A 26,658-nucleotide genomic window follows, 5' to 3' on the forward strand; every position below is an offset into this window, starting at 1 on the left:
TCGTTTACGCCGGCGCCAGTCGCGTCCGATGCTGGCGCCACGCCATTCGGATCGCGAGCATGACGGGACGCTCCACCCGCCAGGTGACCAGGGTCGCCAACGCAAGTGCCACGACAAGCGCCATCGCCACCGTCACCATGCTGGGCACCCCATGCTGCTCAAGCCAATGGATCAACGCGATGCCTATGGTCTGGTGAAGCAGATAGAGCGGATAGGAAATCGCCCCCAACCAGGCAAACGGCCAGATACAGAGGAAGCGCAAGTAGCCGCTGACAAAAAGCGCGAAGACCGCGCAGCAGGCCAACCCCACCAGCAGCAACACGCCCCCTTGGGCAATGCTGATCGCGACCAGGCTCAACCCGATCATCACCAGGTTCAGGCCACGCTCGCCGGCCTTGTCGTGCAGGCGGTAGAACAAGATGCCCAGGGCGAAGAATGGAATGTGCCGCAGGATCAGGAGTTCGCGCACCGAGTAGGAGAAATGCAGGCCCCGATCCATGACCACGCCCTGGATTGCCGCAAGCACCAGCCATGCCCCGATGATCCAGTGGATACGCCGAAGCTGTCCGACCGCGAACCAGAACAGCATCTGCGCGTAGAAGAACAACTCGACCTGCAGGGTCCAGTAGGACCCATCCAGGTGCCCGGCACCCAGGAACTGCTGGACCATCGTCAGGTTCAGCAGCAACTCGCGGGTCGCAAGCTGCTGGTCGGGAAGCCCGATCGCGGACACCACCGCGACGGTGATACCCATCGAAGCCCAGTAAGCCGGGTACAGGCGCGAGAATCGCGACACCACGAAATCCATCGCGTCGCGGGTGCGCTCGAGTGTCATGAAGATGACGTACCCGCTGATCAGGAAGAACAGGTGTACACCGTAGTTCCCGGCCGCAAAGCCGAACGGCAATGGCTCCACATGGCCGACCTGCTGCGCATACGACGTGGTGTAGTGGAACGCGACCACCGCCAGTGCCGCCACCCCCCGCAGCGCGTCAAGCTCACCGAGCCGGGCGCGTGGCGCTGGCGGCCTCGAACTTTCCACGATGACCTGGCTTGGAATATTCGTCATCCGCCACTACCCGATCTCCGGACAGCCTTTCCGCCTCGATGCGTATCCTGATTGCCACATCGCAGTTCCCGATCGCGGGCGAACCCAACCGCGGCCGCCCGATCCTGCAAACCATCCGCGAACTGGCGCGGCTGGCGACCGTGCAGGTGGTCAGCCCGACCGCTGTCTATCCCGCCTGGGCGCGTCCACGCAGCTATCTGTTCCGACCGCCGCAAGCGGATGACCGAATCGATGGCTGCGATGTGCAGTACGCCCCATACAACGCGTTGCCGGTGATCTCACGGCCATTCAATGGCTGGCGCTGCGGCCACGTGCTGGATCACCCGATCAAGGCTTTCGCACCCGACCTGGTGCTGTCCTACTGGCTCTATCCCGACGCCTACGGTGCGATGCTGGCTGCACGCCGCGCGGGCGTTCCGCTGGTCGCCGGCGCGCGTGGATCCGACATCCGGGTGCGCGATCCGGTCAGCCGCCAGCTGACACGTGCGGTGGTCGGCGCGGCGCGGCGGTTGCTGGTCGTGAGCGAAGATCTCGGGCGCATGGCTGTGCGCGACTATGGCGCCGAGCCGGGACGGATCCGGGCGATTCCCAACGGCTGCGACGCCGCGCTGTTCCAGCCCGCCGATCGCGCGGCGGCGCGCCACGAACTAGGCTTGCCCGGCGATGCCGAGATCGTGCTGTATGTCGGCCGCCTGGTTGCCGAAAAAGGACTGCGCGAGCTGGTCACGTCCACCCGCGTCCTGTCGGCGCAGCGCCCCGGGTTGCAAACCGTACTGGTCGGCGAAGGGCCATTACAGGCGGAGCTGGCGGGCGCCATCGCGGCGGCGGATCCGTCTTTGCCGCTTCGGCTTGTCGGCAGCCAGTCGCCGTCCCGGGTCGCGCGCTGGATGGCGGCGGCCGATGTGATCACGCTGCCCAGCTACTCCGAAGGCCACCCCAACGTGCTGGTCGAGGCGCTCGCGTGCGGGCGACCCGTCGTGGCCACGGACGTGGGTGGCATCCCGGAGGTGGTGGACGGCCACTGCGGAGTACTCATCCCCGCGCGCGATGCGGCGGCACTGTCTGCAGCGCTGGTCCGGGCGCTGGAGTTCAACTGGGATCCGCCGGCGCTCGCGCGCAAGTTCTCGCGGGGCTGGCATCAAGTCGCACGGGACACGCTGCTGGCGTGCGAGGAGGCGGTCGCGGAGTCGCGCCGCTGAACCCAGCACCGGCTGCTTCGTGCCTGGCGCACGTCCGCAGGTGCTCCGCCAGCCGCAGGCCCAACGCCACGATCGTGAAAGTCGGGAAGGCCCAGCCACCGGCAGGAAACACGGAACTGCCAACCACATAGAGGTTGTCGACCCCGTGCACCTTGCAATGCCGGTCGACAACGCCTGTCCTCGGATCATCGGACATCCGGGTCGTGCCGAGATGATGCGATGTGCCGCGCAATGGCGGCATGGACTCGCTGCCCTGTTCGAGCCAGGGCGCGAGCCTGAACCGCCCCCGGGATGCGCGTGCGAGCTCGCTGCCTGCGATGTTCGCCGCAGTACGGTAGGTGTGCCAATCCAGTGGCGTCAACCGCCAGTCGACGCAGACCTTGCGCTGCCCCAAGGCATCGATCTCGGAACCCAGGATGATCCGGCTGTCGCGGTTCGGGGCCTGCTCGAAGAACCCGACCACGTCGACATGGTCGGTGTGCACCACCGGCTTTCCGACCAGCTTGCGCCCGACAGCGCGGGCAATATCGCCAGCGCCCAAGCCAAGTCGCAGTGCAAGCCGGCCCAAATCCGGGGGTGTGCCCGATCCGCCAATTTCCGACCCACAGGCAGTCATCTGCCCTTCCAGCGCCTCGTCACGCGAGGGATGGCGCAGCGCGGCCCGAAACCCCCGCAAAGCTTGGATCCCCGCTGGCACTCGCCGTTCGACCGCGATCGGGCGGATCCGCCCCGCCAAAATCCGATGCCTTCGCGTCGCATCGTCGGAAAGGCACAGCTCGGGGAATGCCGGTGCCGGACCCTTGCCGCCGGTACGGTCGTAGGGTCGACACAACCGATCCGGGTCGTCGGCAACAAGTTCTCCCAGCTTTCCGCTGGGATGATCCATGAAAAACCGGCCTACCAGGTCGCGGTCGTTGCCGAGGCCGTGCCGGGCAACCGAGTCCGACAACAGCAACAGCCGCGCATTCTCGATCCCTCCACACGCCAGCACGTAGTTCCGCGCCCGGACCACGCCCCGGCGCCCATCGAGGGAACCGATCCTGGCCGCGCGAACCGCTCCCGCAGCCTCCCCGGTTTCCAGCTCGAGCAGGTTGGCGTGCAGCATGACGGTGATATTCGCCGCCTGCTCAAGCGCCTCCCGGTACGTTTCGCCGAAGAACACCGGACTGAGGACGAAGTTCTGGTTGACCAGTTTGGCGGCATCGAATTCCGGCGGCAGCCTTGCCGGCAATGTGTCGAACGAACCCGGTCTGAAGGTGTGCCACTCGATCCCGCAATACGCCAGCGCCTGCCGGTAATGCGGTTCGAGCTCTGCGTACGGGAACGGCCAGCCGCTGTGTGGAACCCATTCCCTGCAGGCCAGGTCCGGCGCACCCAGTGGAATGCAGCCACCGCCCCAGACATTACCGCTGCCGCCGAACGCGCGGACCCGGCAGGTCGCCGGGTCGAACGGAACCGTCCCGACCGCCGTACCGCCGTAGAGCGCTTGGCTGTCCGGCTCGCCGTCGAGGCCGCCGCCCTCCAGAACGCACACGCTGACCGTCGTGCCGATGAAGGATCGCGCAATGGCGATGCCGGCCGGACCGGCGCCTACCACGCACAGATCCACCTCCACTTCGGTCGGAGCCGATGGTTGCAGAAAGTCGACGATCATTCGCGTTCCCTGTGCCTGCTCATTCGCACATCGCCTTGTTTGGTTTGGCCGTCGGCCACTGGAGTTTATAAACGCGAGGCTCACGCGTAAGCGGCCGTCACCGCCGTAGCGTGGCCGATTCTTGCCGTATCGCGCGTCTCTGATTGGGTATGGCGCCGATCACGGCGCGTTGACGGGGATCGCCACCACGTGTGCGGAATTGCAGGCTTCATCGGGCCGGACGTAGTCTCGGCACTCGCGCGGCCGGTACTGGAACGGATGATCCAGACCCTCGCCCATCGTGGCCCGGATGGCCATGGTTTCCATGCCGAGCCCGGCGTGGGCCTGGCCCACGCGCGTCTGTCGATCATCGATCTGGCGACGGGTGCGCAGCCCCTCCCCAATCCACGGCGCACGGTGTGGACGGTGTTCAATGGCGAGATCTTCAACTATGTCGAATTGCGCGCCGCGCTGGAAGCGCTCGGGCACCGGTTCCGCACCCGCTCCGACACCGAGGTCATCGTTCATCTGTACGACCGCTACGGCGACCGTTTCGTCGAACACCTCAACGGCCAGTTCGCGATCGCGCTGTGGGACAGCGAGCGCAGGCGGCTGGTGCTCGCCCGCGACCGCGCCGGCATCCGGCCGCTGTTCCATGCGCGTGGCGGCGGGCGGGTGTGGTTCGCCTCGGAGGTCAAGGCACTGCTTGCGGTGCTGCCCGAATGCACAACCCTCAACCCATCAGGACTGGTGCAGGCTCTGACCTACTGGTCGACGGTGGATCCGGACACCATCTACGACGGCGTGCAGAGCCTGCCGCCGGGTTGCCTGCTGGCGATCGAACACGACGGTCGGGAAACCCTGACCCGCTACTGGGACTGGACATTCCCCGACGCCGCCGAGACCGCGCCGTCGCGCTACCCGCGAAGCATCGAAGCGGCAACCGAGGAGCTGCGCGAGCTGCTGGTCGATGCCGTGCGCCTGCAACTGCGCGCGGACGTCCCGGTCGGGGCCTACCTCAGCGGCGGGCTGGACTCATCCGGCATCGTGGCGCTGGTGCGCGGTTTCACCGATACGCCGGTGCGGACGTTCTCGGTCACGTTCGAGGATCGAGAGTTCGACGAAAGCGCTCACCAGCAGGCGATGGTCGCGCACTTGGGCACCGATCACACCACGCTGCACTGCACCCGGCGCGACATCGGTGAGGCGTTCCCGCGGCTGGTGCGCCATGCCGAGACCCCCGTGCTGCGCACCGCGCCGGTGCCGTTGATGCTACTGGCCGGCTGCGTGCGCGAGCATGGCTACAAGGTGGTGCTCACCGGCGAGGGCGCGGACGAGGTGTTCGGTGGCTACGACCTGTTCAAGGAGGCCAAGGTCCGACGGTTCTGGGCGCGCCAGCCCGACTCGCGGTTGCGACCGCTGCTGCTGCAACGCCTGTACGGCTACCTGCCCAATTCACCGGTGCGCAATCCGGCGTTCGCGCAGTCGTTCTTCGGCCAGGGCATGGAACACCTCGATCGCCCGATCTTTGCGCATGCGCCCCGCTGGATGACGTCCGGGCGTGCGCTGGCAATGCTGTCGCCCGAACTGCGCGCGAGCGTCGCCGGCTGGGATCCGCTGGAGGCCTACGAACGGTCGCTGCCGCCGGGGATGATGGCGTGGAGCCCCTTGGCGCGCGACCAGTATGTCGAGGCGAAGTCGCTGCTTGCCGGCTACCTGCTGTCCTCGCAAGGCGACCGGGTGGCGATGGCCAACTCGATCGAGGGCCGGTTCCCCTATCTCGACCATCGCCTGATCGAGTTCGCCAACCGGCTGCCCCCAAGCTGGAAGATCCGCGGCCTGACCGAGAAGTACCTGCTGCGGCGCGCACTGGCCGGGTTGCTGCCGGAGGACATCCTGCAGCGCACCAAGCAACCCTATCGCGCCCCCGACTGCCAGAGCTTCTTCCACGATGGCGAGCCACTGGACTACGTCGCCGACCTGATGGGAGCCGACCGCATCCGCGCCGCTGGCTACTTCGATGCGGCGACGGTCGGGCGGCTGTTCGACAAGTGCCGCGCCGGCCGGGCCACCGGGTTCGCCGACAACCAGGCCTTCGTCGGCGTGCTGTCGACGATGCTGGTGCACCACCAGACCGCGACGGCCGCGGGACGATAACGATACGCCGCCTAGCGGCACGGGAACGCAGCGGAGAACGACATGCATTGGCGAATCAAGGGACTCATCCAGAAACTCCTCGGCATCCATCCGGCCGGCGCCGGCCTGCATTACCAGTTGCAGCGCAGGTTTGGCGGCCTGACCGACTTCAGCCGAGAACTGGCGACCAAGGTCGACGACTGGACCATCATGGTCGGCCACCTGCGTACCGCCGGCATCGCGATCGATGGTGCGCGAATGGTGGAGATCGGCACCGGCTGGTATCCGACCTTTCCGCTTGCCTGCTACCTGGCCGGCGCGGCGCGCGTGACCACCTTCGACCTGACGCACCACCTGCAACCGCAACTGTTGCACCGTTGTGTTTCGGAACTGGAAGGCTTCCTCGACGTCATCGCCGACGCGTCCGGCACCGACGTCGCCACGATCCGCGACCGCCACGCCCGTCTGCGGAGGTCACTGGATTCAGGCGCCACCCTGGGTCTGTCGACCGGCGGCGTTGTCCGCTATCGCGCACCGGCCGATGCGACCTGCTCCGGCCTCACCAACGGCGAGGTCGACGTGGTGTTCTCCAACAGCGTGCTCGAGCACGTGCCGGCCGAAGTGATCGCCGCGATGTACCGGGAATCACGGCGGATACTCGCGCCGGCGGGGCTGATGTTCCACTCGGTGAACTGTGGCGACCACTATGCCTACGTCGACCGCAACGTCAGTCAGCTGAACTACCTGCAGTATTCGGATCGCGCCTGGCAATTCTGGAACAACGCCTTCCTCTACCAGAACCGGATGCGCGCCCACGAGTTCATCGACCTTGCCGCCGAATCCGGGTTCGACATCCTGCTGGATACCTCGACCGCCCGGCCGCAGCGGCTGAAGCAACTGGCCGCCATTCGCGTGCATCCGCGCTTCGCCCATTTCCCGGCGGAGCAGCTGTGCATCACCAGCATCGACTTCATCGCCCGTCCGGCAACCACCAACCCGATCGGGGCTACCACCGTGGACCGCAGCACGATGGCGGTCGCCTGATTCAACCCGTCGGCGCCGACGCCTCCACCGGAGGTTCCGGCGAGTCGGCCGCCGCCCCGCCACTCGGCGTCAGGCGTAGCAGCTGGCCCTCGCTGGCATGGTCCACCAGCAGGTACAGAGCCCCGTCGGGACCCTGCCGCACGTCACGGATGCGCTGGCCGCGCTCCGACAGCAAACGCTCCTGCCCCACGACCTCGTCGCCGTCCAGTTCCAGCCGGATCAGTTCGCTGGTGGCAAGCGCGCCGAGGAACAGGTCGCCCTTCCACTGCGGGAACCGGTCGCCGGTGTAGAACACCATGCCGCTCAAGCCCGGTGACACCGGCCAGACATGGTGTGGCTCCTCCATGCCGGGCGCCGACGTGCCTACCGACCCCGGCACCGGCTTGCCGTCATAGTCCCTGCCGTGGGTGATCACCGGCCAGCCGTAGTTGCGGCCGGCCTCGGGGATGTTGAGTTCGTCGCCGCCCATCGGCCCATGCTCGCTGATCCAGAGTTCGCGGGTGCCGGGATGCAGGGCCGCGCCCTGCATGTTGCGGTGGCCGTAGGACCATATCTCCGGCCGGGCGTCGTCGCGGCCAACGAACGGGTTGTCCTCGGGGATGCTGCCGTCCGGCCAGATCCGCACCAGCTTCCCCTGCAGCTTGTCGAGCTCCTGCGCGGCCGCGGCAGCCACCCGGTTCTCGCCCTGGGTGACGAACAGATGTCCGGCGCCATCGAACACCAGCCGCGAACCCAGGTGGGTGCCGGCGGACAGCTTGGGCTCCTGCCGATAGACAACCTCGACGTCCCGCAGGCTCCCGCCCTCCAACCGGCCGCGCGCCACCGCGGTGCCGGCCAGGTTGCCGCGGAAATTCGGCTCGGCGAACGACACGTAGACCAGGCGGTCGTCGGCGAACGTCGGCGACAGCGCCACGTCGAGCAGTCCGCCCTGACCATCCACGAAGATTTCGGGCAACCCGTCGAGCGGTGCCGACACCTGTCCATCAGGGGTTATCCGGCGCAGCCGCCCCGGCCGCTCGGTGACCAGCATGCTGCCATCGGGAAGAAACGCCAGCGCCCACGGGTGTTCCAGCCCGACGACCAGTTCGGTGACGGCAAAGGCACCTTGCCGCGAGGCATGACTAACCGGTGGCGAGTCTCCCACCCAGCGCGGCGATACAACCGGCGATCCGCCCGGAACTGCGTCTCCACAGCTTGCGACAACAAATACCAACCACGTGATCAACAACCAACGGTACATAGGTACTCCGAGCAGGGCGGTTGACCAGTACAACGCAAACTGGCCATCGCGCAGGCCGGACGACACCCACGATGACGTCCGTGACGAATGACCATTTCCAGGTCGTCGCACCGTTGGCAAGAGAAGCGTCACTAGCGTAGGGGCAATCTCGCGTGAGTTGCCACATCCAGATATGAGCTTTTCCGGAAAACCTCCAATCGACGTCTAGAGACTAGTGATGAAGCTTGCATTCCACATCGGCATGTACGACGGTTCCGACTCTAGGTACTTCCTGGAAGAAGGTTTTCGTGTGATGGCCGTCGAGGCAAACCCCGCGCTGGCCGACCAAGCCAGGCAACTATTCCAGCAGGACATCTCAGCGCACGGTTGACGCTGGTCAACCGTGCGCTTGCAGGCGGATCCGGCGAAATCGACTTGGTCCTGTGCGGTGACGATCTGGGCGCCAGCACAATATTCGAGAACAAAATCGCCCATCGGAATCCATCCAGAGCCTGCACAGTGCCGACGGTCACATTCGCCGAACTTGTTCAACAATACGGCGTGCCCCACCACGTCAAGGTCGACATCGAAGGTGCCGATCGATACTGCATCCTGGCACTCGATCGAGGTAACCGCCCGCAATTCCTGTCGTTCGAAGCCGACGACGATCTTGAGGAACTCGTCGCGCACTTGGCATCGCTGGGTTATTCGCGATTCAAGTTGATCGGTCAATGCAGCTTCCTGGAGTTGGACAACGAAAGCAGCCTGGAAGCTCGAATCAGGTGGAAATTGATGCGATGGCTGGGATTCGATGAGCCGTCGCGGGTACGCCGGTCGGGGCGATGGTTCCAACTCATGCACAGCAGTGGACCGGCGCCGTGGGCAAGCGACGGTAACTGGTGCACCGCAGCCGCGTTACTAAAGAAATGGAAGCACGCGCGAGATCGGAATCGGCTAATTGGCTGGTATGACGTGCACGCTTGCCTGTGAGAACTAAGCTGGTCGCATCATCGAAGTAGAAACCCATCCCTACCATGTCGGTCGCGGTGATGTGGGGCGGTGATCTTGACGGTCGGCTCCGCGTCGTGGCGGTCCGCGAGGGGCCCGATGGTACTGGTGAACCGGTTGGCGGTTGGCCGGTGACGTTCGTCCAGAACGTTAACCACCAGTGCGAGCACCACGGGCGTCGCATGACACGTCGTGGAAATCCGGCCAAGGGGAAACGTCCGACATGGAACAGCAACGCAGGATCAAGCAATTCGTGCTCCAGAACTTCCTGTTTTCCGAGGACGAGAGCGCCTTGGGGGATCAGGACTCGCTCATCCGCGGCGGGATCGTGGATTCAACTGGCATCCACGAGTTGATCCTGTTCCTGGAAGAGAACTATCAGATCTCGGTGTCGCCGGACGAGATGATCCCGGCGCACTTCGATTCGATCGACTCGGTCAACCAGTTCGTCATCCGCAAGCTCGCGGGGTGAAAGCCGCCGTGGACTCGTTGACTTCACAAGTGGCGGCGGTGGCGGACACGACGCCGGGGCGGACCGCGATCGTCGATCGCGAACGGCAGGCCACTTACGGCGAACTGTGGTCGCAGGCCAACGCATTTGCGGCCCTTTTGCGGGGCCACGGACTCGTGTCTGGCGACCGCGTCGCGATCGTGCTGCCCAACCGGATCGAGGCGGCGGTGGCCTGGTACGGTGTGTGGCTTGCCGGCGGCGTGGTGGTCGCATTGAACGTGCAGGCACGGGTGCGCGATCTGGTGCCTTGGCTGGATCATTGCGGCGCGCGATTCGTGGTCCACGAGCGCGACCATGCCGATGCCTTGCAGGCACTGGACGCGATGTCGGCACGGCCACAGGCTTTTTCCCTGGGCGAGGCGGACGCCGAGTTCCGGTTCACGCCTGCAGAAACAACACGCGAATGCGCGAGCGATGGCAGCACCGGGCCCGACGCAGTGGCCCTCATCCTCTACACCTCCGGCACCACCGGTGCGCCCAAGGGCGTGATGCTCAGCCACACCAACCTGCTGGCCAACGCGCACTCGGTAATCGCCTATCTCGGCCTGTGCCAGGACGACAGCGTGCTCAGCGTGCTCCCGTTCTATTACGCCTACGGCGCCTCGGTTCTGCATACCCACCTGATCAGCGGTGCACGGGTGGTGCTGGCACCGAACCTGCTGTTTCCGCACCTGGTGGTCGAAGACATCGCCCGCGAGCGGGTCACCGGCTTCTCCGGCGTGCCGTCCACCTTCGCGCTGCTGCTGGGTCGCGTCGCGCTGCACGAGTACGACCTGTCGTCGCTGCGCTATCTCACCCAGGCCGGCGGCGCGATGACGACCACCTTGGCGAACCGGCTGCGCGCGGCGTTGCCGCATCCGCGCCTGTTCGTGATGTACGGCCAGACCGAGGCCACCTCGCGCCTGACCTGGCTGCCGCCGGAACGGCTGGACCAGAAGCCCGGCTCGGTCGGCGTCCCCATCGATGGAGTCTCGCTGAAGATACTCAGCGAGGACGGCAGTAATGCCGCCACCGGCGAGGCCGGGGAGGTCTGGGTACACGGCCCGAACGTCATGCAAGGCTATTGGAACAACCCGGCCGCGACCGCAGCAGTGATGCGCGATGGCTGGCTGCGCACCGGCGACATCGGTCACCTCGACAACGACGGATTCCTGTTCCTCGCCGGCCGCCGCAGCGACATGATCAAGACCGGCGCCCATCGCGTGCATCCCGACGACATCGAGCAGGCGATCGCCGAGATGGAGGGCGTGATCGAGGTCGCGGTGGTGGGCATCGACGACGAGGTCCTCGGCCAGGTCATCAAGGCCTTCATCGTCACCGAGACCCTGCCCGAGCGCGGCGTCGAACGGGTCAAGGCGCACTGCCGCGCGCGCCTGGCGCCCTACAAGATCCCCAGGCACGTCGAATTCGTGACCGCGCTGCCCCGCACCGCGTCGGGCAAGGTTCGGCGCATCCAACTCACCGAGCAACAGGTAACCCCATGAGCCCACTGGACTGGACCGTACTGGACATCGACCTAGAACAGGAAGCCGACGGGATCGCCGCGCGCCTGCGCGACATCACCGCGCGCGAGTTGCATCGACGCGGGTTGGTGGTGGCGATCTCCGGCGGCATCGACAGCTCGGTCAGCGCCGCGCTGGCGGTGCGGGCGCTCGGCCCCGACCGGGTATTCACCCTGATCCTGCCGGAACAGGATTCGTCCGACGACAGCGCCGAGCGCGCGCGGATACTCGCCGGGCACCTGGGCGTGCGCAGCGAGACCATCGACATCGCCCCGACGCTGGCGGCAATCGGCTGCTACCGCGCGCGCGATGCGGCGGTGCGCAGCGTGCTGCCCGATTACGGCGACGACTGGAAAATGAAGATCGTGATCGACGGAGGCACCGAGGGCCGGATCAACCGGTTCCGCCTGATCGCCGAGGGTCCCGACGGACGCCGCCACGAACGCGACCTCGGCCTGTCCGAATACCTCACCATCGTCGCCGCGACCAACTTCAAGCAACGCATCCGCAAGACCCTCGAATACTTCCATGCCGACCGCCTCAACTATGCCGTGGTCGGCACACCCAACCGGGTCGAGTACGACCAAGGATTCTTCGTCAAGAACGGCGACGGCTCGGCCGACGTCAAGCCGATCGCCCACCTGTACAAGACCCAGGTCTACGCGATGGCGCGTCACCTCGGCCTTCCCGAACGGCTATGCACTGCCCAGCCCACGACCGACACCTACAGCCTCAGCCAGGGCCAGGATGAGTTCTATTACGGCCTGCCGTACCGGCAGATGGACCTGGCTTTGTGGGCGCTCAACCACGACCGACCCGCGGCGGAGCTGGCTTCGGCATTGCAGATCAGCGAAGCGCACGCGCGCGCCGTCTACGACGATATCCGCAACAAGCGGCGTACCACCCGCTACCTGCACCGCGCCCCGGTACTGGCGACCGAAGTCGGGGAGCTGGAGTCCGCATGAACGCCGCGTTGCAGGTGCCGCTATACACGGCGCAGACCGGTGATGTGGAGCGCGATCGCGACACCGTACTCTCGATCTGGCGTGACAACCTGGGGCAGGCACCACTGATGGCGGCCAAGTACGACTGGTTCTACCTGCAATCGTCCGGCGATCCACCGCTGTTGCAGTTGCTTCGGCACGAACCCAGCGGCACCGCGATCGGTGCGTGTTCGGCCGGTCGGCGGCGGATGTCGTGGCGGAACCGCGACATCCGGGCCGGCGTGCTGGTCGATCTCGCGGTCACTCCCGAACATCGCTCGCTGGGCCCGGCACTGATCCTGCAGCAGGGTCTGGTCGCAGCCGGCAAGCGCGATCTCGACCTGCTGTACGGCTTCCCCAATCCAAAGGCCGCACCGGTATTCAAGCGGGTCGGCTACCGCCACCTGGCCGATATCGTCCGGCATGCGAAGGTGCTCCGCCACGCCGGCTACCTCGCCAGAAAGATGCCACTGTTTTTGGCCCGGGTGGCCGGCGCCGCGATCGATCTCGCCGTCCACCTGGCCGACACCCTGCGCAGCCTCGGCGGCGCGCGCCTGCATGCCCAGTGGAGCAACCGCGCCGACCCGCGCATGGATGCACTCTGGTCCGGCTCGCCGCATGGCCACGGCCTGCTCGCGATCCGCGATGGCCGGCACGTACGCTGGCGCTTCGATCAATGTCCGCTGGGCAAGACCCGCCACCTGCTGCTGAGTGAGCCGAACGGATCATTGTCGGGCTGGTTCGCGACCCAAAGCATCGATGGCACGCTGCATGTCCGCGACTTCTGGACCCGCGACGCTGCCGAGGGTGTCGGTCGCCACTATCTCGATGCGCTGTTGCGCGCGGCACGCGCCGCAGGGCATGCCGCGGTATCGGTGGAACTGGCCGCGCCGGACTCGCACCTCGACGCCTGGCATTCGCGCCGCTTCGTCGAACGCGGCCGCCGCCCGGTGTTCGGCCAGTGGAGCTGGCCTGACCCAGGCGGCAACGACCCGGCGTTGTTCCTGACCGCCGCCGACGAGGACGAGTGAATCCGTTGCGCCGCCGCGGCGGCTCAGACCAGCCGCCGTCGCTCGCGGCGGAACAGGTACAGCGCCAGCCGTTCCGGCCGGAAACGCCCCTGCGAATCGACCACGGCCCCACTCTCGAAACCGGTGCGGCCAAGCAACCACCCTGGTTCGGGCCGCGCAGGGTTGAGCACCGGTACGCTGGTAAATGCCAACTCGTAACCGGATTCGCGGACTCGTCGTGCTACCACCGGGTCGTGCACACCATGCGGAAACGACATCGATTCTCCCACCGGCTGCTCGGACCCCAAGTGGGCCGCGAGCGCGGTACGGGCGCCAGCGAGTTCCGAATCAAGGTCAGATCCCTCGGTCAACGCCTCATGGGTCTTTCCATGCAGGCCCAGCGCGACCCCGCCGTGTTCCAACCGCTGCAAGTCCTGTACGTCCACCATCTGGCGCAGGCCGTCATCAAGCACTTGCGCGAGCGGCGCCAGCACCGCATCCCGCTGCACCGGGTCAAGTGCTTCCAATTGCGCAATGACCGTGCGCAGCGCCTTCAAGCTCTCTTCTGCCTCCGGATCAGCGGAGGTATCGGTCGCGGGTGCATGGGTCGGCAGCGACGCGGACAGGTCGGCCACCTTGACCCTCCCGCGCCGCCAAGCCCCCACCAATTGTTCTTGAAAGAAAGGTTGTCGTCGCCCGATCACGTCCGCGACCACGAACAGCAACGCCGGCACGCCGGCACGCTGCAGTTCCGGCAGGGCAAACTCGGCGTTGTCGGCCCAGCCGTCGTCGAAGGTGATCAACAACGCGCGCGACGGCAGCGGTTCCAGTCCGCGCCGCGCCGCCAGCACCCGCCCCAGCGATACCACGTTGTAGTGACGCTTGAAGAACGCCAGCGAGTGCGCCAGCAGTCCGGTCGATATCGTGTAGTCCGGGTCGCAGGATTGCCAGCGCGGGTCACTCGGGTCCAGCACCCGGTGGAACATCGCTACGGTCAGCGTGTCCACGTTTCGGACACGGTGGTACAGGCCCAGCGCACCGCACCCATAAAGAAGCCTTTTCGCGAGTTCCGGCAGCATGACTGACTCAATCCAGGTTTCGGCGATCATACCGACGTTCAACCGGCGCGAACTGGTGAGCCGGGCGATCGATTCGGTGCTCGCGCAGACGCGCCGCGTCGACGAAATCGTGGTGGTGGACGACGGCTCCACCGATGGAACCGCAGCGGCGTTGCGCGAGCGCTTCGGCAATCGCGTGCAGCATGTCTGGCAAGCCAATGCCGGGGTTTCCGCAGCGCGCAACCATGGCATGGCTATCGCCGGCGGCCGCTACTTCGCCCTGCTCGACAGTGATGATGAATGGCTTCCGGACAAGACCGCCCGGCAACTCGCCTGGCTCGAATCGCACCCGGAAGCCGGCATGGTCCTGTGCGACGTCGCCCGCGTCGACGAGCAGCACCGCGAGATCGACGTGTTCCGCCGCCGCGACGTGATCCGGGAGGATGGTTGGGTGCTGCGCTGGATCCTGCACAACCCGGCGCTGGTGCCCGCATCGGTGATGATGCGACGCGAAGTGTTCGATGACATTGGTGGGTTCGACGAGTCGCTGCGTACGGCTGAGGACATCGAGTACCACCTGCGCGTCGCCAGGTGCTGGCAGGTCGGAGTAGTCGACCAGGTACTGGTGCGCGCGATGCGCGGCCATGATGACGGGCTGTCGGCGCTGCCCCATACCTACGATGACTACCTGGGGGTGATGGAGCGAGCATTCGAGGACGCACGTGGACAGGTCGACGAAACCGAACGCCAACGCGCGTTTGCCTCTGTCAACCTGCGCATCGCCCGCGGCATGCTCATCCATTCCCGCTGGGCCGACGGTTGGAGACTGGCGTCCCGCGCGTGGCATGCGACATCCGAACCCACGCTTCGCCGGCAGGCGCTCGGCCTGCTGCCGTTCGCGTTGAAGCGCGCCGCACGCGGGCTGCTCTCGCGGTAACGCGCCACGGCCCGACGGGATCAACGCGCACCACGCCGGAATAGCACTACCTCGACCGTCTGCAGCAGGATCAACAGGTCGAACACCACCCCGTGGTTCTTCACGTAGAACAGGTCGAACTTGAGCTTTTCCTCGGCATCGCGCACCGACGCCCCGTAGGGATAGCGCAGTTGCGCCCAGCCGGTCAGTCCCGGCTTCACGCAGTGCCTGACCGCGTAGTAACGGATCTCCGTGCTGAGCTGGTCGACGAACTGTGGTCGTTCGGGACGGGGCCCCACAAAGCTCATCTGGCCCCGCAGCACGTTGAACAGTTGCGGCAGCTCGTCCAGCCGCGTGAGCCGGGTAAAGCGTCCCACCCGGGTGGCCCGATCATCATCACTGGCGGCCCACTGCGCCACCCCGTCGGCTTCCGCGTCGACCCGCATGCTCCGGAACTTGACCAGCTCGAAGTGCTGCCCCCGCTCCCCCACGCGAACCTGTCGATACAGGATCGGCCCGCGCGACTCCAGCCGGATGCACGCTGCGACCAGCAGCATGAAAGGCCACGCGACCAGCAACAGCGCCGATGCTGCAGCCAAGTCGAAGAACCGCTTGCACAGCCGGCGAACCATCGAGTTCTCGAAGCCACCGGAAAATACCAGCCAGGAGGGGTCGGCGACATTCAGCGTGACCACCCCGGCCTCGCGTTCGAAGAACGTCGACAGGTCGGTCATGGCGATACCCCGCTGGGCGCAGGCCAGCATCTCCTCCATCGGTAGGCCGCCACGGCGCTCGTCCGGCGCGACCACGATCTCGAACGCGCTGAGTCGGGTCGCCAGTTCGACCAGGCTGTCGCCCATGTCCACCAGCAGTTCCTCCGGCACCGCGATAGCCTGTCCCGGGACGGGCACGAATCCGACCACCACCAGCGAACGGCGATCCGATCGCCGGCGCAATCGGCGATTCACCAGGTTGGCATTGTTACCGGCTCCCAGCACGAGGACTCGTCGCTTGAAGGCCTCAGCATCGAACAGCTGCTCCCACAACCAGCGCGTGGCGATGACACCGATGAACCCCAATACCAGCGACAGCAACAACACGCCGCGACCGATGTAGGTCACCGGCACCAGGTAGTACAGCACCAGCAATCCAACACCACCGAACGAGAACGACAGCAGCAGGCGAAGCAGGAAGTCCTGCCGGTTGTGCCGCACATGCACCTGGTACAGCCCGAATGCGGTCATTACCAAGGTGACCACCAGGGCGACCAGAAGCCGACGCGCCGGCGCGGTCTGGGTGAACGTGACGAGTCCCTCGTGGTCGCCGACGAACCGCAGCCACGCCGCAACCGTGACCGCCGCAACGATGACCATCAGTTCCAGCAGCCATAGCAACAGCAACACCCGGTTCTTGCGGCTGACCGACAAGAAACTCATGGCAGTGTCACCCGGGCAATAACGATGAAGTCCCCGCACTGATCCGCCGAAGCACGCATTGCGTTCCCCTGTCGTCGTACCACTTCCCCGAGGCCCGCGGCCAATGCTGCGGAGGGTCTGATCTAAACAACGGGGGAAACCGCGCGATCCGGACGTGACAACACGGAAAAGCGCCGGTGCATCAGGAATGAAACGTCCGTCCGCGTGGAAGTCGCACACAAAAAAAGGGCCGACGAGTGCTGCTCGTCGGCCCTTTCGTGCTCTTGTATGGTGCGCCCGGAAGGATTCGAACCTCCGACCCCCAAGTTCGTAGCCTGGTGCTCTATCCAGCTGAGCTACGGGCGCGCAGTCGGAGAATTATGACGATCAATCGCAATCTCGTCAAACTTTCCGGTGTTGCCTTTGCCTTGAGCAACGGTCGCGATAACGCGCTGTCCATCAAGACGAAGCCGCCTTGCGGCGGCGTACAGCAGGTGACAGATAAAGGCGTTGACCGGTGTTGCTGGTCGCCTTCAACCCGCCGCCGATGCAAATTGGCGGAGAGTGAGGGATTCGAACCCTCGATGGAGTTTAACCCCCATACTCCCTTAGCAGGGGAGCCCCTTCAGCCACTCGGGCAACTCTCCGCGACACACACGATGTGCGGGCGGGAAGCATAACGGCTCACCCAACCTGGGGCAAACTTTTTGTCACTCGGTCTCGCTTTTCCCCGGTTCCACCTCGGCTTCGCCACCGCGTACCTCGGGCTCTTCGCCGCGCTGGATGCGCTGGTAGATCTCTTCGCGGTGGACTGCAACATCCTTGGGCGCGGTGATGCCGACTCGCACCTGGTTGCCCTTCACCCCAAGCACGGTGACAGTCACCGAGTCGCCGATCATCAGGGTCTCACCGACGCGACGGGTTAGAATTAGCATGGGTAAAGTCTCCTTGTACCGGTGCATCGTGCCCGGTAGGTTGCGCCCACGCAATACGTCAGGCGCTTCCAGTTTCAGTAAACGGAAAGTATCTGCTTGACCGGACAAAGTCCGCAAGCGAAGAAAGTCATGGGTCGAGGGATTCGTTCAGTCCCAAACACGTACCGACCCATGCGGGTACACCCGCAAGCGCCGCGGCCAGTGACGGGCTGTCCTCGCCCCCGCCCTGCGCCATGTCTGGCCGTCCGCCGCCCTTGCCATTGATCTGACCCGCGATATGCCCCAACAGTTCCCCCGCCTTGACCTTGCCCAGTGCGCTACCGCTGACGCCCGCCACCAATGCCGCCTTGCCGCCCCTGGCACCGGCCAGGACGATCACCGCATCACCCAACTGGTTCTTCAGCCGGTCCAGGGCATCGCGAAGGGCCTTGGCATCAAAGCCCTCCAGCCGCACCGCAAGGACCTTGACCCCCGCCACGTCCACGGCTGATCCCGCCAGGTCGGCGGTCGCTCCCGATGCGGCCTTGGCCTTGATCGCGTCCAGTTCGCGCTCGAGCTTTTTCTGCCGCTCCAGCAAATGCCGCACCTTGTCGGTCAGGTCGGCCGGACTTCCACCCAGCAGGTGCGCGACTTCACCCAGGCGCTGTTCTTCACCGGTGATGTGATCCAGCGCGCCCTGCCCGGTCAGCGCCTCGATCCGACGCACGCCGGATGACACGCCGCCCTCGGAAACAATCTTGAACACACCGATGTCGCCGGTACGCGAGACATGGGTGCCGCCGCATAGCTCGGTGGAGGTATCGCCCATCCGCAGCACGCGCACCTGGTCACCGTATTTCTCGCCGAACAACGCCATGGCACCGAAATCCAACGCCGACTGCATGTCCATCTGCCGGATTTCCGCTTCATGGTTGGCGCGGATCTCGGCATTGACCCGCCGCTCGATATCGGCCAACTCGTCGCTGGTGACCGGCTGGAAGTGCGAGAAGTCAAAGCGCAACCGTTCCGGAGCCACCAACGAGCCTTTCTGCACCACGTGGGTACCCAACACGTTGCGCAATGAGGCGTGCAGCAGATGAGTGGCGGAATGGTTGAGCACGGTCGCGCCGCGACGGACCTGGTCTACCGACCCGGCCACCTTGTCACCGCGCACCAGGGTGCCGGCCGCAAGCGTGCCGATGTGTCCGTGGAACTGACCGGCAAACTTCAGCGTGTCGTCCACCTGGAACCGGGCATCGCCAATGACCAGTGCGCCGGCATCGCCGACCTGGCCACCACTTTCCGCGTAGAACGGTGTACAACCCAGGATAACCACGGCGTCGTCGCCAGCCTGGATTGATTCCACTGGGCGACCCTGCTTGAGCAGCGCGAGCACTTCCAGATCGCGCTCCTCCAGACGGTCATAACCAAGAAATTCGGTGGCCGGCAGTTGCGCCGCCAACTCGGCCGGCAACGTGGTGGCATTGCCGAATTTCCCCGCCGCACGCGCCATCTCGCGCTGGTGCGCCATGGCCGCATCAAAACCCGCCATCTCGATCGTCAAACCGCGTTCACGCGCGATATCGGCGGTCAGGTCGACCGGGAATCCGTAGGTGTCATACAGGCGGAAGGCATCGGCCCCTGGGATGACGTCCGTGGAGCGCGCGGCAACCTCATCGAATATGCGCATGCCAGAATCCAGCGTCTCGGCGAAACGCTCCTCCTCGGCCAGCAACGACTGCTCGATCAGCACCCGATCCCGGGTCAGCTCCGGATAGGCGCCGCCCATGACCTCGATCAACGGCGCGAGCATGCGGTGGAAAAATGGCTGCTTCTGGCCGAGCATCCAGCCATGGCGCAAGGCGCGCCGGATGATCCGGCGCAGCACGTAGCCGCGACCCTCGTTGGATGGCAGCACGCCATCGACAATCAGAAAGCTGCAGGCCCGGATGTGGTCGGCAATCACCCGCAATGACTTGTTGTCCAGGTCGGCCGTGCCGGTCAGTCGGCCAGCGGCGGCGATCAGGTGCTGGAACAGGTCGATCTCGTAGTTGCCATGCTTGCCCTGCAGGATCGCGGCCAATCGTTCCAGGCCCATGCCGGTGTCGACACAGGGCGCCGGCAGCGGGGCGAGACTGCCGTCGGGCTGGCGGTCGAACTGCATGAACACCAGGTTCCATATTTCAATAAAGCGGTCGCCATCTTCGTCGGGCGAACCCGGCGGGCCACCAAAGTGCGCCGGCCCGTGGTCGTAAAAGATCTCGGTGCAGGGGCCGCACGGACCGGTATCGGCCATTTGCCAGAAATTGTCGGAGGCGAACGGCGCACCCATGTTGTCGCCGATCCGGATGATTCGCTCGGGTGGCAGGCCGATCTGCTTGTTCCAGATCTCGAACGCCTCGTCGTCGGTGTGATAAATGGTTGCCAGCAGGCGCTCGGGCGGCAGCTTCCAGACCTCGGTCAACAGCTGCCACGCCCACTTGATCGCGTCTTCCTTGAAGTAATCGCCGAACGACCAGTTGCCGAGCATCTCGAAAAACGTGTGATGACGCGCGGTGTAGCCGACCTGGTCCAGGTCGTTGTGCTTGCCGCCGGCACGCAGGCAACGCTGGACGTCGGCCGCACGCACGTAACCGGGCTTCTCGCTTCCCAGGAACACGTCCTTGAACTGGACCATCCCGGAGTTGGTGAACAACAACGTCGGATCGTTGGCGGGTACCAGCGGCGCCGAGGGCACGATGGTGTGTCCGCGCTCGCGGAAGAATTCGAGGAAATCGCGACGGATATCGTTGGTACTGGGATGGGGAGCGTTATTCATGACTTGCCACGGCTGTCGAAGGGCTGGGCACGCTGGCGCTGCGCCGATCCCCGCAAGATGGGGGTTCCGGGACGCAGAGACAACTGCGCGAAGCCGACAAGCGTATCAGGGGCCGAACCTCGACACGAACATGGTCTCCTTGCCCTGCGGCGGTAAGCCGCCAGCCAGCGCCCACTTTCGGAGCACCACGCTAATCGTCTGGATCGTAGCGAGTCGCCGCCCTCACCACATCACCGGGGAATCCACGGCGCATCAACATGTCTGCTGCCTTGCGACGCAGCGACAGGTCATCCGGGACTGTATCGCCATAGCGGCGACGAACCAGGTCACGGGCATTTTCGGTCCAGTCACCCTCAAAGGAATCCATCGCCGCGAGGATGGCATCGCTGTCCAGCCCGTGCGTACGCAGTTCTGCGCGGATATGGATCGGCCCGTAGCTTCCCCCGACGCGAGCCCGAACCAGACTTTCCGCAAAGCGGCCGTCATCTTGCCAGCCCGCCTCGGTGAGCTTGTCCACGACGACCAGAACTTCGTCCGCATCAAGCCCGCGCGAGGTCAACTTCGCGATCAGTTCCTTGCGCGAGTGCTCGCGGCGCGTCAACAGCCCAAGCGCCCGCTCGGTCACGGTGGCCGGTGGGCGCTTGCGGCGCCGACCCGGATCAACCGCCGAGCCGGTGCCGGTGCCTGTTCCAAACAGTCCGCCATCGCGGCCATCGTCGGAGCTTTCGTCCTGCATGATCCCGTCGTGAGAGGCGATCAGGCCTCCGCTTTCTCCGCTTTACCGGCCTTGCCGGATTTCACCGGCTTGCGACTCGCGACACCGTCCACTGGATCGTCCGATTCGGCATCTGCCGCCACCGCCGGGTTGGCCTCCGCCGGCACCAGTAGTTTGCGCAGCGCCGCCTCCAGGCCCTCGGCCAGTGCCGGGTTGTCTTTGAGGTATTGACGGGCGTTCTCCTTGCCCTGGCCGATACGCTCCTCACCCATGCTGTACCAGGCACCCGCTCTTTCGACCAGTTTTGCCTCCAGGCCCATCTCGATCAACTCACCCTCGCGCGAGATGCCTTCGCCGTACAGGATCTCGGTGAATACCTGCTTGAACGGCGGTGCCAGCTTGTTCTTGACCACCTTGATCTTGGTCTGGTTGCCGATGATCTCATCACCCTTCTTGACCGCTCCGATGCGACGGATGTCCAAGCGTACCGAGGCGTAGAACTTCAGTGCGTTGCCGCCCGTCGTCACCTCGGGGCTCTGGCCCGGCATCATCTGGCCGATCTTCATGCGCAACTGGTTGATGAAGATCACCAGTGTGCCCGAGCGCTTGATGTTGCCGGTCAACTTGCGCAATGCCTGGCTCATCAGACGAGCTTGCAGGCCGGGCAACTGGGCGCCCATCTCTCCTTCGATCTCCGCGCGCGGGGTCAGCGCGGCGACCGAGTCGACCACCACGATATCGACCGCGGCCGACCGCACCAGCATGTCGGCGATTTCCAGCGCCTGCTCGCCCGTGTCGGGCTGCGACAGCAGCAGGTCGTCGACGTTGACGCCCAGTTTGGCGGCATAGATCGGATCGAGTGCGTGTTCGGCGTCGATGAACGCAGCCGTGCCGCCGGCCTTCTGGCACTCGGCAATCGCTTGCAGGGTCAAGGTGGTCTTGCCGGAGGATTCCGGGCCGTAGATCTCAACCACCCGGCCCTTGGGCAGGCCGCCGATGCCAAGCGCGATATCCAGCATCAACGAGCCGGTGCCGATCACCTCGGCCGCTTCCACCACCCGGTCGCCCATGCGCATGACCGAGCCTTTACCGAACTGTTTCTCGATCTGCCCCAGTGCCGCGGAAAGAGCTCGCTTCTTGTTCTCGTCCATTGTGGGTTTCCTTGCTGCCATCAGTTGAGTGGATCCAGATTACGTGGAGCCGGTCGCACGGATTGCGACACAGCCACGACTACGACATTAAGATTGGTTCGCGGTACCGGCCTATCATCCCCGGCGCCGTCTTCGGGTCGGAAAGTGCCGCGCCCCGACTCGGAATCAGCGGTGGTTTATCTGCCACGACGCACCAATCCGCAATACAGCCCCTCAATGGCAAAGTCCTGATCCGGCTGGACCTCGATGGGCTGGTAATCGGGATTGCGTGGCAACAGCCGGATCCGATCCTTGCCGACCTTCAGCAGCTTGACCGTGATTTCATCATCAATGCGGGCAACGACGATCTGCCCGTTTCGCGCCTCCGGGGTGCGATGGACGCCAATCAGGTCGCCGTCGAAGATCCCCTCGTCGCGCATCGAGTCACCCTGGACCTTGAGCAGGTAGTCCGGCGACGGGAAGAAAATGTTGCGATCCATCAGTACGTAGTCATCGGACCCGATATCGGCACCAATCGGTGTGCCTGCGGCGACCCGTCCCAGGACCGGCAGCCGCAACGCTTCTTCCGCCGCCGGCCCCGGCATGCCCGTGGCATCGCCATTGCCGCCGTTATCGCTGGCTTCGGACACGGCCGGGCCAAGTACCCGGATCCCGCGGGCCTTGCCAGGCAACCGGCTTATCGCCCCTGCCTGCTCCAGAGCGTCCAGATGGTATTGCGCCGCACGGACGCCGGCAAAACCCATCGCCCGGGCGATTTCGACTTGTGACGGGGGCACCCCTTCCTCGGCGATGCTATCGACGATCAAGGCAAGGATGGCTTGCTGGGTTTCAGTGAGTGCGTTCATTAGCAGTAATACTACTAACGATGATCATGACGATGCAAGCGTTGCCTGATATCCGGCGTTGGCGGCGGCGCGACGGGTCAGGCGGCAGCCAGGTCGAGCAGCCCGTGCAGCGCCGCCGCAACGGTCTGTCGACGCACCGCCTCGCGGTCGCCGTCGAAATGGAACACCAGCGCGGTCGGATACCCGCCCCGCCGCTTCCAGGCAATCCAGACCGTTCCCACTGGTTTGTCCTCGATCCCGCCGCCAGGGCCGGCGATGCCGGTCACCGCCACGGCAAGACTCCCTCCGGAATGCACCAGGGCGCCGGAGACCATCTCGATCGCGGTTTCGCGACTGACCGCCCCATGTTCCTCCAGGGTGCTGGCCTGCACTCCCAGCATCGCCTGCTTTGCCTCGTAGCTATAGGCGGCAATGCCGCACTCGAACCACTCCGAGGAACCCGGGATATCGGTCAGGGTCTTGGCGATCCAGCCGCCGGTACAGCTCTCGGCGGTCACCAGTCGATGGTGATGCTGGCGTGCCGCTGCGGCGACTTTCTCGGCAAGTTGATGAAGGGCGGCGTCGGAGGCGTCTTTGCTCATGGGACGGACTATAGCGGGCGGACGCCATCACCACGCAACAAAAAAACCGCAGGAGCGCGATCAGTCGCTCCTGCGGGTTCAATCAACCACGCCTGTCAGTCACGCCTATCAGTAACGTACGCGAAAGGTCACGCCGTAGGTACGCGGCGCCCCAAGAAAGGCGTTCCACGCATCCGCCTGCAAGGGGGCGTCAAAGCCGACCTGGATGTAGTCCTCATCAGTCAGGTTGTCCGCCCACAGCTCCAGCATCCAACTGCGGTCGCTGGCACCGATGCCCACGCGCATGTTGGCGGTCGTGTAGGCGCGCTGCACCTTCTGCGGATCCAGATCGGAGCCGGTGTTGGAGTCGGACGTGTGCTTGGCGCCAATGTTGAAACGGCCGATCAGGTTGGTGCCAATATCCTGTTCGTAAGTGACCGAGGCGGTGCCCGACCACAGCGGCGCGAAGCTGGCACGACCGCCAGGCAGCAGGAACAGATCGGCATCCGGCAGCAGGTCGTTTCCGTATCGGGTATCGGCATACATCAACCCGCCCTGCAGCAGCAGCCCGTCAATGCCGGTCTGCCAGATCATCTCCGCGTCGACACCCTGCGACACGACTTCCGGAATCGCCCGCACCACGAAGCTGGTGCCCAGGAAGCTGTTGAGCTGGAAGTCGGTGTAGGTCTGATGGAACAAGGTCGCGTTGAGCAACAGGTCGCCGCCGGCCCAGGTGGTACGTGCACCCAACTCGTAGCTATCGACAAACTCACCCGGGAACGAGGTGTCGTCGACCGGCGTGATTCCGTTGGTGCCGCTGGACAGGCCATTGGACGACTGCACCCGGTCCAGGTTGAAACCGCCGGCCTTGTAACCGCGCGCGGCCGACAGATAGGTCATCACCTGCTCGTTCCAGCGGTAGGCGGCCTTCACCGTTCCGGACCATTCGCTTTCATCACGCGACTGATTGGTCACCCGACCGTTGTGCAGGGCGTTGGCCCAAGGCAGGCACATGTAACCGGCGACCTCAGGCGCGGCGCCGGGAACCACGGCACCCAGCAACGCCGCCTGGGTTGCCGGTGGCAAACTCGCGAACCCGTTGATGCGCGAGGCGATCGCAGCGCCTACGCGCCCACCCGGGTTACCCAGCGCCGCGCCACAGCCCGGGGAGCCATTGGGGTTGCTGTAAATCGACGAAAGGTCTTTCTCCTCGCGGGTGTAACGCAGGCCCAGGGTCAGATCCAACGCGTCGGTGGCGTGCCAGGTGTTGTTGGTGAACAGCGCCAGTGAGCGCGACTCCTGCTCATACAGGTCCAGCGCGCCAAGACCGGCGAAGTTGGTCCCGAATGGCTGGCCGCTGACCTGCGACATGAACAACGCCGGGTTCGACATGTCCACCGTCAGCCCCATCGGCGCCAGGCCGGCGGCGACCGCGCCCAGCACCTGGCTGCCCACCAGGGTCGACAAGTAGGGCTCGTAGGCCGCGCCGATCCGGTAGGAGTCGTTGCGATCCAAGTCCTCGTTGGCATAGAACAGCCCCACCATCCAGTCGACGCTGTCGGTCGCACCGGTCAGGCGGAATTCCTGGCTGAAGGTCTCGAAGCCGGTGAACGACTCGTCCGGGTCGGCCTTGCGATACAGGATGTCGGCACTGCTGAAGTCGAAGTCCAGCCCGTTGATCGCCTCCCAACTGCGAAAGGCGGTAATCGAGGTCAACTCGGCGCCGCCGGCCCATGGCGTTACCCAATTGGCCTCGGCCGAGATGCCCTTGTCCTTGATGTCCTGCTCGGTGCTGCGGTTGCTGTAGGCGATCCGCGCGAACGGATCCACCGTCGGGCTGACACCTTCGCCACCGGCCAGCGCGTTGATCACCTGCATCGGCGCGTTATACGGCAATCCCGGGGTCGGATTGCGGGCGATGGTGACGCCGGTGCAGCAGTTTTCCTCGCGACTGGTGAAGTCGGCGATGAAGTTGATGTCGAAGGTGTCGCTCGGCTCGAACAGCAACTGGCCGCGCAACGAGTGGAAGTTCTGGTCGTAGTCATCGGTCTCGGTGCGCGGGCCTGGCCCGGCGCGCACGTCCATGATTCCGTCGCGCTTGCGTTTGGCGGCGTAGATGTTGAAGGCGGCGTTATCACCAATGGGCGAGTTGAACGAGGCCGCCGCGCCGAGCGCGTTGTAGTTGCCAAAGGTCAGCTCGCCCTCGACCTCGGTGGTGTAGCTGGGCCGGCGGGTAATCACGTTGATCACGCCGGCCGAGGTGTTCTTGCCGAATACGCTGCCTTGCGGGCCTTTCAACACTTCGATGCGCTCGATCTGGCCGAGGTCGCCAAAACCGACACCGTTACGCGGCCGGTACACACCGTCGATCACCACCCCGACCGACGACTCCAGCCCCGGGTTGTCACCCACCGTGCCGATGCCACGAATCCTCGCGGTGGTCTGCACGGCACTCTGGGTACTGGTGACGGTCAAGCCGGGAACCAGCAATTGCAGGTCCTTGATGTCGCGCACCCCGGTGTCCTGCAGCAACTGCTCGGGCAACACGGTGATCGCAATCGGAACGTCCTGCAGGGCTTCCTCGCGCTTCTGCGCGGTGACGGTGATACCGGCCAGCGTAGTGGCGCGTTCGTCGTTGGTCGTCGTGGCCGACTCCGGTTCGGCTGGTGCTTCCTGCGCCATCACTGGCGCGTTGACCAATGTGGCCAGCGCTACCAAAACCGATGTGGCAAGCAACGTACGTGCAGGCTTTGCAGTTCCCATGGTGTCCCCTCCCAAGCAGCGATCGAATCAAGCGCGCACCATCTCCATGGCGGCAATGTACGAGCCACCATCACCAGTGGCCAACGTGGGGGAGTCTTGGCCAATGGCAGCTTGATGGCCGCCCGCAGGCAAACCGTAGCACGTTCCATACGCAATGGAACGGTGTCACACAACGCGGCTTGGCGGCGG

At 65.1% G+C, this 26,658-nt stretch carries 21 protein-coding genes, 2 tRNA genes and 1 pseudogene; 10 read left to right on the forward strand and 14 right to left on the reverse strand.

Going from position 1 to position 26,658, the window contains the following annotated elements:
• Positions 1–4: 4 nt before the first annotated feature.
• Positions 5–1,069: an acyltransferase family protein gene (locus ACW5DN_RS05830; protein WP_456961794.1), complete on the reverse strand. Its 1,065-nt coding sequence runs from the start codon at positions 1,067–1,069 to the stop codon at positions 5–7.
• Positions 1,070–1,107: 38 nt separating this feature from the next.
• Between ACW5DN_RS05830 and ACW5DN_RS05835 the strand changes: the two genes are divergently transcribed.
• Positions 1,108–2,268: a glycosyltransferase gene (locus ACW5DN_RS05835; protein ID WP_456961795.1), complete on the forward strand. Its 1,161-nt coding sequence runs from the start codon at positions 1,108–1,110 to the stop codon at positions 2,266–2,268.
• Here ACW5DN_RS05835 and ACW5DN_RS05840 read toward each other — a convergent pair.
• Entirely contained in the window at positions 2,159–3,922 is a 1,764-nt protein-coding gene (locus tag ACW5DN_RS05840; RefSeq protein WP_456961796.1) for a GMC oxidoreductase, read from the reverse strand. The two genes, ACW5DN_RS05835 and ACW5DN_RS05840, sit on opposite strands and share 110 nt — an antisense overlap.
• Before the next feature lie 189 nt (positions 3,923–4,111).
• Here ACW5DN_RS05840 and asnB point away from each other — a divergent pair, with 189 nt between their 5' ends.
• Together asnB and ACW5DN_RS05850 are read left to right on the forward strand one after the other, a co-directional pair.
• Positions 4,112–6,058, forward strand: coding sequence for an asparagine synthase (glutamine-hydrolyzing) (gene asnB / locus ACW5DN_RS05845; RefSeq protein ID WP_456961797.1), 1,947 nt, complete (start codon positions 4,112–4,114; stop codon positions 6,056–6,058).
• A 42-nt stretch (positions 6,059–6,100) separates the two neighbouring features.
• Complete coding sequence (locus ACW5DN_RS05850; protein ID WP_456961798.1) at positions 6,101–7,081, forward strand: methyltransferase domain-containing protein; 981 nt, start codon at positions 6,101–6,103, stop codon at positions 7,079–7,081.
• 1 nt (position 7,082) lies between these two features.
• On the opposite strand, the gene ACW5DN_RS05855 is transcribed toward ACW5DN_RS05850, so the two are convergent.
• The gene (locus ACW5DN_RS05855; protein WP_456961799.1) at positions 7,083–8,225 is read right to left on the reverse strand and encodes a PQQ-dependent sugar dehydrogenase; all 1,143 of its coding nucleotides are present in this window, start codon (positions 8,223–8,225) and stop codon (positions 7,083–7,085) included.
• A gap of 313 nt (positions 8,226–8,538) precedes the next feature.
• Here ACW5DN_RS05855 and ACW5DN_RS05860 point away from each other — a divergent pair, with 313 nt between their 5' ends.
• The 6 genes from ACW5DN_RS05860 (at position 8,539) to ACW5DN_RS05885 (ending at position 13,335) form a co-directional block, all read left to right on the forward strand.
• The gene (locus ACW5DN_RS05860) at positions 8,539–8,691 is read left to right on the forward strand and encodes a hypothetical protein (RefSeq protein WP_456961800.1); all 153 of its coding nucleotides are present in this window, start codon (positions 8,539–8,541) and stop codon (positions 8,689–8,691) included.
• Complete coding sequence (locus ACW5DN_RS05865) at positions 8,688–9,290, forward strand: hypothetical protein (protein WP_456961801.1); 603 nt, start codon at positions 8,688–8,690, stop codon at positions 9,288–9,290. The genes ACW5DN_RS05860 and ACW5DN_RS05865 overlap by 4 nt, the downstream gene beginning before the upstream one ends.
• A gap of 241 nt (positions 9,291–9,531) precedes the next feature.
• Positions 9,532–9,780: an acyl carrier protein gene (locus ACW5DN_RS05870; RefSeq protein ID WP_456961802.1), complete on the forward strand. Its 249-nt coding sequence runs from the start codon at positions 9,532–9,534 to the stop codon at positions 9,778–9,780.
• Between the two features lie 8 nt (positions 9,781–9,788).
• Positions 9,789–11,303 (forward strand): class I adenylate-forming enzyme family protein, encoded by a 1,515-nt coding sequence (locus ACW5DN_RS05875; RefSeq protein WP_456961803.1) that lies wholly within the window; start codon positions 9,789–9,791, stop codon positions 11,301–11,303.
• Positions 11,300–12,286, forward strand: coding sequence for an NAD(+) synthase (gene nadE / locus ACW5DN_RS05880; RefSeq protein ID WP_456961804.1), 987 nt, complete (start codon positions 11,300–11,302; stop codon positions 12,284–12,286). The genes ACW5DN_RS05875 and nadE overlap by 4 nt, the downstream gene beginning before the upstream one ends.
• Positions 12,283–13,335, forward strand: coding sequence for a hypothetical protein (locus tag ACW5DN_RS05885; RefSeq protein WP_456961805.1), 1,053 nt, complete (start codon positions 12,283–12,285; stop codon positions 13,333–13,335). Before nadE ends, ACW5DN_RS05885 begins: the two co-directional genes overlap by 4 nt.
• 23 nt (positions 13,336–13,358) lie before the next feature.
• On the opposite strand, the gene ACW5DN_RS05890 is transcribed toward ACW5DN_RS05885, so the two are convergent.
• Complete coding sequence (locus tag ACW5DN_RS05890; RefSeq protein WP_456961806.1) at positions 13,359–14,393, reverse strand: polysaccharide deacetylase family protein; 1,035 nt, start codon at positions 14,391–14,393, stop codon at positions 13,359–13,361.
• On the opposite strand from ACW5DN_RS05890, the gene ACW5DN_RS05895 reads away from it, so the two are divergent.
• On the forward strand, positions 14,392–15,309 hold the full coding sequence (locus ACW5DN_RS05895) for a glycosyltransferase family 2 protein (protein WP_456961807.1): 918 nt from the start codon (positions 14,392–14,394) through the stop codon (positions 15,307–15,309). The two genes, ACW5DN_RS05890 and ACW5DN_RS05895, sit on opposite strands and share 2 nt — an antisense overlap.
• A 20-nt stretch (positions 15,310–15,329) precedes the next feature.
• On the opposite strand, the gene ACW5DN_RS05900 is transcribed toward ACW5DN_RS05895, so the two are convergent.
• The 10 genes and pseudogenes from ACW5DN_RS05900 to ACW5DN_RS05945 all read right to left on the reverse strand — a co-directional run bounded on the left by ACW5DN_RS05900 (position 15,330) and on the right by ACW5DN_RS05945 (position 26,469).
• Positions 15,330–16,724 (reverse strand): TIGR03013 family XrtA/PEP-CTERM system glycosyltransferase, encoded by a 1,395-nt coding sequence (locus ACW5DN_RS05900; RefSeq protein ID WP_456961808.1) that lies wholly within the window; start codon positions 16,722–16,724, stop codon positions 15,330–15,332.
• Between the two features lie 268 nt (positions 16,725–16,992).
• A tRNA-Arg gene (locus ACW5DN_RS05905) sits at positions 16,993–17,069 on the reverse strand.
• A 189-nt stretch (positions 17,070–17,258) separates the two neighbouring features.
• Positions 17,259–17,350, reverse strand: a tRNA-Ser gene (locus ACW5DN_RS05910).
• A 63-nt stretch (positions 17,351–17,413) separates the two neighbouring features.
• Positions 17,414–17,638, reverse strand: coding sequence for a carbon storage regulator CsrA (csrA, locus tag ACW5DN_RS05915; protein ID WP_456961809.1), 225 nt, complete (start codon positions 17,636–17,638; stop codon positions 17,414–17,416).
• A 127-nt stretch (positions 17,639–17,765) separates the two neighbouring features.
• Positions 17,766–20,435, reverse strand: a complete 2,670-nt coding sequence (gene alaS / locus ACW5DN_RS05920) for an alanine--tRNA ligase (RefSeq protein ID WP_456961810.1) — start codon at positions 20,433–20,435, stop codon at positions 17,766–17,768.
• A 190-nt stretch (positions 20,436–20,625) separates the two neighbouring features.
• Entirely contained in the window at positions 20,626–21,171 is a 546-nt protein-coding gene (locus tag ACW5DN_RS05925) for a regulatory protein RecX (protein WP_456961811.1), read from the reverse strand.
• 95 nt (positions 21,172–21,266) lie between these two features.
• Positions 21,267–22,301: pseudogene (gene recA, locus ACW5DN_RS05930) on the reverse strand (recombinase RecA); the annotation flags it as partial.
• 176 nt (positions 22,302–22,477) lie between these two features.
• Entirely contained in the window at positions 22,478–23,146 is a 669-nt protein-coding gene (gene lexA / locus ACW5DN_RS05935) for a transcriptional repressor LexA (RefSeq protein WP_456961812.1), read from the reverse strand.
• 77 nt (positions 23,147–23,223) lie between these two features.
• Positions 23,224–23,727, reverse strand: coding sequence for a CinA family protein (locus ACW5DN_RS05940; RefSeq protein WP_456961813.1), 504 nt, complete (start codon positions 23,725–23,727; stop codon positions 23,224–23,226).
• A 108-nt stretch (positions 23,728–23,835) separates the two neighbouring features.
• The gene (locus ACW5DN_RS05945; RefSeq protein ID WP_456961814.1) at positions 23,836–26,469 is read right to left on the reverse strand and encodes a TonB-dependent receptor; all 2,634 of its coding nucleotides are present in this window, start codon (positions 26,467–26,469) and stop codon (positions 23,836–23,838) included.
• Positions 26,470–26,658: the final 189 nt, after the last annotated feature.

The sequence above is a fragment of the Lysobacter sp. A289 genome (assembly GCF_054072675.1).

Coding starts and splice junctions, on each gene's coding strand:
- alaS (WP_456961810.1), bottom strand. CDS start 20,435: ATGAATAACGCTCCCCATCCCAGTACCAACGATATCCGTCGCGATTTC.
- ACW5DN_RS05900 (WP_456961808.1), bottom strand. CDS start 16,724: ATGAGTTTCTTGTCGGTCAGCCGCAAGAACCGGGTGTTGCTGTTGCTA.
- ACW5DN_RS05870 (WP_456961802.1), top strand. CDS start 9,532: ATGGAACAGCAACGCAGGATCAAGCAATTCGTGCTCCAGAACTTCCTG.
- ACW5DN_RS05925 (WP_456961811.1), bottom strand. CDS start 21,171: ATGCAGGACGAAAGCTCCGACGATGGCCGCGATGGCGGACTGTTTGGA.
- ACW5DN_RS05945 (WP_456961814.1), bottom strand. CDS start 26,469: ATGGGAACTGCAAAGCCTGCACGTACGTTGCTTGCCACATCGGTTTTG.
- csrA (WP_456961809.1), bottom strand. CDS start 17,638: ATGCTAATTCTAACCCGTCGCGTCGGTGAGACCCTGATGATCGGCGAC.
- ACW5DN_RS05890 (WP_456961806.1), bottom strand. CDS start 14,393: ATGCTGCCGGAACTCGCGAAAAGGCTTCTTTATGGGTGCGGTGCGCTG.
- nadE (WP_456961804.1), top strand. CDS start 11,300: ATGAGCCCACTGGACTGGACCGTACTGGACATCGACCTAGAACAGGAA.
- ACW5DN_RS05840 (WP_456961796.1), bottom strand. CDS start 3,922: ATGATCGTCGACTTTCTGCAACCATCGGCTCCGACCGAAGTGGAGGTG.
- ACW5DN_RS05835 (WP_456961795.1), top strand. CDS start 1,108: ATGCGTATCCTGATTGCCACATCGCAGTTCCCGATCGCGGGCGAACCC.
- ACW5DN_RS05860 (WP_456961800.1), top strand. CDS start 8,539: ATGAAGCTTGCATTCCACATCGGCATGTACGACGGTTCCGACTCTAGG.
- ACW5DN_RS05940 (WP_456961813.1), bottom strand. CDS start 23,727: ATGAGCAAAGACGCCTCCGACGCCGCCCTTCATCAACTTGCCGAGAAA.
- lexA (WP_456961812.1), bottom strand. CDS start 23,146: ATGAACGCACTCACTGAAACCCAGCAAGCCATCCTTGCCTTGATCGTC.
- ACW5DN_RS05850 (WP_456961798.1), top strand. CDS start 6,101: ATGCATTGGCGAATCAAGGGACTCATCCAGAAACTCCTCGGCATCCAT.
- ACW5DN_RS05830 (WP_456961794.1), bottom strand. CDS start 1,069: ATGACGAATATTCCAAGCCAGGTCATCGTGGAAAGTTCGAGGCCGCCA.
- ACW5DN_RS05885 (WP_456961805.1), top strand. CDS start 12,283: ATGAACGCCGCGTTGCAGGTGCCGCTATACACGGCGCAGACCGGTGAT.
- ACW5DN_RS05895 (WP_456961807.1), top strand. CDS start 14,392: ATGACTGACTCAATCCAGGTTTCGGCGATCATACCGACGTTCAACCGG.